This window comes from Corallococcus sp. 4LFB, from assembly GCF_046520365.1.
Taxonomy (GTDB): domain Bacteria; phylum Myxococcota; class Myxococcia; order Myxococcales; family Myxococcaceae; genus Corallococcus; species Corallococcus caeni.
On record NZ_JBKGHJ010000519.1, the window covers coordinates 1 to 5,424 of the forward strand.

Sequence of the window (5,424 nt, forward strand, 5' to 3'; positions counted from 1 at the left end):
CCCCGGCGCCGGCCCCCACCGCCCCGCTGTCGACGAAGGGCGTGACGCTGCCGGAGGCGACCGCCGTCACGCTGAAGAACGGCGTGCGGCTGCTGCTCGTGGAGAAGCACGAGCTGCCGCTGGTGTCCTTCAGCGCGTGGCTCAAGGGCGGCGCCGTCACCGACCCCGCCGGCAAGGAGGGGCTGGCCGCGCTCACCGCCGAGCTGCTCCAGAAGGGCGCGGGCCCCCGCAACGCCCAGCAGTTCGCGGACGCCGTGGACGGCGTGGGCGGCGAGCTGGAGGTCGTGCCGGGCCGCGAGGCCCTCATCCTCAACGGCAGCTTCCAGGCCCGCGACACCGCGCTGATGGTGGAGCTGCTGTCGGACATGCTCGTGCGCCCGCGCTTCGACGCGAAGGAGCTGGAGAAGGCCCGCGCGCTGCGCGTGTCGGAGATCGCCTCCGCCAAGGACGGCGACCCGCGCATGCTCATCGGCGTGTACTTCAATGCCTTCCACTTCCCCTCGCACCCGTACGGCGGGTCGTCGGTGGGCAGTGAGGCGTCACTGCCCACGATTGGCCGGGGCGACGTGCTCGGCTGGGCGAAGGCGAACCTGGGCGCGGACCGGCTCATCCTCTCCGTGGTGGGGGACTTCGACGCGAAGCAGCTCGCCGCGAAGCTGGAGGCCGCCCTGGGCGGGTGGGCCCCCGCGGGCCAGCCGCTCCCCGCCGTGCCCGCCACCGCGCCCACGAAGGGCCGGCACGTGCTGCTGGTGGACAAGCCGGACGCCACCCAGACCTACTTCGCCATTGGCAACACCGGCATCCGCCGCACCGACCCGGACCGCGTCGTGGCGGAGCTGGGCAACACCGTGCTGGGCGGCCGCTTCACCTCGCTGCTCAACACCGAGCTGCGCGTGAAGACGGGCCTCACCTACGGCGCCCGCTCCTCCCTGCAGCAGGCCCTCCAGCCCTACACCGTCGTCCTCACCTCCTATACGCAGACGGCCACCACGGGCCGCGCCATCGACCTGGCGCTGGACGTGCTCTCGCGCTACCGCCAGGAGGGCATGGATGACGCCATGCTCGCCTCCGCCCAGGCCTACGTGCTGGGGCAGTTCCCCCCCACGCTGGAGACGGGGGACCAGCTGGCCATGAAGCTGTCGGAGCTGGCCTTCTACGGCCTGGACGCCCAGGACGTGAACGGCTTCGCGGGCGCCGTGTCCGCCGCCACCCGCGACGGCGTGCGCACCGTGCTCCAGCGCGTCCTGCCCGCCCCGGAGGACCTGACGTTCGTCCTCATCGGCAAGGCGGAGGCCCTGCGCGACGTGGCCCGCAAGTACGGCCCCGTCACGGAGATGAAGATCTCCGACAAGCGCTTCACCCCGCCAACGGCGCCTGCCCGTTGAAGACAGACTCAGGTGGGCGCAAGCCTTCATCCGCGCCCACCTGAACTACCCATCAAAACGCAACTATCCAGTAAAAGCCCGCCGCGCTTTCGCGTATGAAGCGGCGTCGGGTTTGGGCCGGGACCGGACAGCCATTCATTGCTTGTCACCTGGGCCCATCATGTCATTGCGTCGTCTGTCTTTGTTGCTCGTCCCCGCCTGCGCGGCCTGGCTGGGCTGCGGGGAAGCGCCTCCCTCCGGGGAGGTGAACCCTCCTGGGATCGCCATGGACCCCCGCGAGGGGACGGCGGTCATCTCCAGCGATGAGTTCCTGCCGGGCTGCGGTGAGGCCGACGGGGGCACCGGGCCGGTGGACGCGGGCACGTCCGTGCTGGTGACGGCGGACACCCGCTTCCACTCCAGCGCCGGGGTGACGGTGGTGCCGCAGGACCTGTCCGGCCGCGACGTGGAGCTCCTCATCCCCAACGGCATCGACTTCGACCGGCGCACGGGCACGCCGGTGGCGGGGGGCCTGCGCTTCGACGACGTCCCGGACGGCGAGTACTTCCTGCGCTCGAACCGCTCCTACTACCTGACGCGGGAGCGCCACTTCGACCTGGGCGTCAACCGCATCGGCCGGCCGGACGCGGTCTACGTGCCCCTCACCGAGTCTCCCGTGTCGGCGGAGCTCTTCAACCTGGAGCCCTGGCAGCAGTACGCGTCCTACACCGAGCCGGGCACGGCCCTCGAGGTCATCAGCACGGACGTGGATGTGTACAGCTCGCTCGGCTACCTCTCGGAGCCCGCGGCTGGCGACACGTCCTTCGTCGACCCGGAGGCCGCCGCGTACTTCAGCACCGGCTACGGGGCGCCCGTCCTGGACGCGTCCAGGGGCGACCGTCTCTACGTGAACCAGCTCAACTCCACGGTCGCCGGAACGCTGCCGAGCGGCGGGCCCCTGGCGTACCAGTCGGTGGTGAGCAGCGCGCACCTGCCGTCGTTCTCGTTCACTCCGGATGGCACCACCCCGCTGCCCCTCTCGGCCACGCTGGCCCCCGTGAGTCAGACGCCCTTCTCCCTGGAGTGGCGCCTGAGCGAGTTCTCCCGCTGGCGCACGGACTCCAACCCCACCGGCACCCTCAACGTGTCCTCGATGTCGCTGTTGCCCGCGCCGTTCGGCTACCAGCACGGCTGGGTGGGCTACCAGGGCGAGCTGCTCAACGTGTGGCTGCCGCGCGGGGAGGACGGCGTCATCGCGAGCCGGTTCGCCTACGGCAATCCCTATCCGTCCAGCTGGGGCGTGGTGGGCACCGTCAGCTACTCGTTCCGGGCTCCGGCGCCCGTCGTGGTGGGCAGCCGCGTCCATTACCCCAGCGGCAACATCTTCATCACCGACCGGATGGACCACCTCATCGCCGGCCCCATCCAGCCGGGCATCTCGCCGCCCCGGGAGCTGCGCATCGACGGCGTGGACGCCTACGTGTCGCGCGTGGTGGGCGCCAACCAGCCGGTCATCAGCTGGCGGGCTCCCGCCATGGGCACGCCCCGGACCTACGTGGTGTCCGTCATCCAGTTGATCAGCACCTTCACCGCCAACCCGACGCTGCGCTTCTACGTGCCCGGTGACAAGACGCAGGTCCGCCTGCCGCCGGGCCTGCTGCTGCCCGGCTCGACCTACTACGTGCGCGTGACGGCGGACGGCTCGCCGAACTACGAGCCCTCGCGCGCGCCGTACGTCACCGCGGAGCTGCTGCCCGCGGTCAGCGCGGACACGTACAGCGCCGTCTTCACCACGCCGTAGTCCCGGCCGTGCGGGGCCCGCTACCGCGCAGGCTGGCGGTGGCGGGCCATGCACCGCTGGTAGCGGGCGTCCACCGACTTCGCGAACCACGCGGTGCTGCGCTTCCCGCTCAGCTTCACGCTCTTGAGCGTCACCTGGGGCAGCTGGGCGTAGGCGGGCGCCTCCCCCGTCTGCTTCGAGTAGACGCGCTTCACCGCCAGGTACGTGTCCGTCTTCTCGAAGTCCGCCGTCTTCTCCTCCTCCACGTCCCGGCGCACCCGGCGCTCGCTCAGGTCCGGCGCGTAGCGCTGACGGAAGAGGAGCAGCGCCTTGAGGCTCTGGCTGTCCTCGCCGCGCGGCTCGCCGTCCTTGTCATACAGTCGCAGGTCGCCGTCGGTTGCCAGCGCGACGCCGGTGAGCCGGCTCACCTGGGCCTGCAGCGCGGCGTTGCGGGAGCTGTAGACGCCGCCGTTGTAGTCCGCGAAGCGGTAGAGCGGGGCGTCGTACGCGGCCTCGAAGCCCAGGAGCCGCGCGGTGCCGTAGCGCACGCCGCCCGCGCGCGTGTAGAGCGACTCGCGCACCGCCACCGGATCCGCGTCCGGGCCCGCCTTCTCCACCGCGTAGCGCACGCTGACCTGCATGGAGCCCGCGGTGGTGACGGGGTTCTGCCCCGCGAACGAGGACGGACCGAACAGCGCGCTGGCCAGGTTCGCGGCCGCGTACGCCGCCGGGTGCTCCTCCTCGTAGTACGCCAGCATGTCCCGGAAGAGCCGGTCCAGGTCCCGCTCCGTGCGCAGCGCGTCCAGCCGCGCGCCGAAGCTGCGCTTCGCCCCCTTCGCCTTCGCCGCCAGCACGTCCTCCAGCAAGCGCCGCCCCAGGGGGCCCAGCCGTCCCGCGGTGCTGTACAGCTTCTGACGCACCAGCCTGGACAGGCCCGGCACCGCGGGGTCCGCCTGGAAGCCGGACTCCTGCTCGATGATGGCCAGCACCTGACAGACCACGGGCGCTGAAGGAGCAATCGCCTCCGCGTCCAGCGCCGCCAGCACGTCGCGCGCCCAGCCCTCGCGCTCCGCGCCCTTCACCTTCGCCGGCAAGAGCCGCGTCACCTGCGCCACCGACAGCGTGGGCGGCGCCGGCACCTGCGTGGCCACCGGTGCCCGCGACGCGCAGGCCGTGAGCGCCAGCAGTACCCCCACGCACAGCGGCCCCGCCCACCGGCGGCTGGCACCTCGCGTCATGTCAGCCTCCTCGTGCATGCTGCGCCCGTCTCATGAAACATTTTTTGAGACATCCCCGGGACAGGTTCGTTCACTCCGGAGACCCGCTGAAGAAGCGGAAGCGGTAGGATTCACGCTTAATCCGCAATTCGTGTTCTCCTGGCTTGTTCGGCAGGGTGAGGGAAAGTGACTAAACGTACTTTCTCCAAAAAGTAGTTGCCCTGATGATTTCAAGTGTGTCACGTATCATCCCGCTGTTTCTTCATTGGAGGTATCGCGTTGGCTCATCGACTGTTGAAGACGATTGGCGCAGCCTGGCTCGGCGTGGCTCTGACGGCGTGTGGTACGCAGGGGTCCACGGGGGAGGAGACGCAGGCGCCTGAGCAGGAGAAGTCGGGCGAGGACATCCAGAGCTCGCTGAACGCGCTCGCTGGCGCCCAGGTGGTGGGCGTGCACGCGGACGGCATCCCGGACAACATCCGCGGTGAGCTGGGCCGGGTGGAGCGGACGCTGAACACGCTGGACGCGAGCCGCAAGGCGGTCGCGGGCGTGGCGCCGGCGTTCCGGCTGAACCCGGACGACCTGGTGCTGCGCAAGTCGAGCATCGACGAGCAGGGCAACCAGCACCTGCGCTTCAAGCAGACGAAGAACGGCCTGGAGGTCATCGGCGGTGAGCTGGTGGTGCACGTGCGTCCGGACGGCACGGTGTTCCGCGCCAACGGCTCCGCGCGTGACGGCCTGAACGTTTCCGCGATGCCGCGCATCGCGGCCTCGTCCGCGCGCGACGCGGCGCTGAGCGCGACGGTGGGCACGGGCCTGGAGGCCCAGGGTGCTCCCCGCCTGGTGTACGTGCGCACCGACGACGGCGCGCTGCGCCTGGCGTACGAGGTGAAGGTCACGGGCGAGAACGAGCTGATGCCCCTGCGCGACCGCGTGTACGTGAGCGCGGTGGACGGCTCCATCGTGCTGCGCGCGCCGGAGATCCACACGGCGCTCAACCGCAAGGTCTACAGCGCGAACAACGGCACCAGCACCCCGGGCACGCTCAAGCGCAGCGAGGGCC

At 70.7% G+C, this 5,424-nt stretch carries 3 protein-coding genes and 1 pseudogene; 3 read left to right on the forward strand and 1 reads right to left on the reverse strand.

The features are described 5' to 3' along the window. Positions 1 to 1,385, forward strand: a 1,385-nt coding sequence (locus tag ACLEQD_RS35735) for a M16 family metallopeptidase (RefSeq protein WP_410390299.1), incomplete at its 5' end; no start/stop codon positions are given. Positions 1,386 to 1,650: 265 nt separating this feature from the next. Next, complete coding sequence (locus tag ACLEQD_RS35740) at positions 1,651 to 3,165, forward strand: fibronectin type III domain-containing protein (protein WP_410390301.1); 1,515 nt, start codon at positions 1,651 to 1,653, stop codon at positions 3,163 to 3,165. A gap of 20 nt (positions 3,166 to 3,185) precedes the next feature. Here the strand turns inward: ACLEQD_RS35740 and ACLEQD_RS35745 are convergent, their stop codons facing one another. Further along, the gene (locus tag ACLEQD_RS35745; protein ID WP_410390302.1) at positions 3,186 to 4,382 is read right to left on the reverse strand and encodes a DUF1615 domain-containing protein; all 1,197 of its coding nucleotides are present in this window, start codon (positions 4,380 to 4,382) and stop codon (positions 3,186 to 3,188) included. 258 nt (positions 4,383 to 4,640) lie between these two features. On the opposite strand from ACLEQD_RS35745, the pseudogene ACLEQD_RS35750 reads away from it, so the two are divergent. Next, positions 4,641 to 5,424, forward strand: a pseudogene (locus ACLEQD_RS35750) (peptidase M4); the annotation flags it as partial.

What these genes read in the sequence shown, in the direction of transcription:
- ACLEQD_RS35740 (WP_410390301.1), top strand. Translation starts at nt 1,651, where the DNA reads ATGGACCCCCGCGAGGGGACGGCGGTCATCTCCAGCGATGAGTTCCTG.
- ACLEQD_RS35745 (WP_410390302.1), bottom strand. Translation starts at nt 4,382, where the DNA reads ATGACGCGAGGTGCCAGCCGCCGGTGGGCGGGGCCGCTGTGCGTGGGG.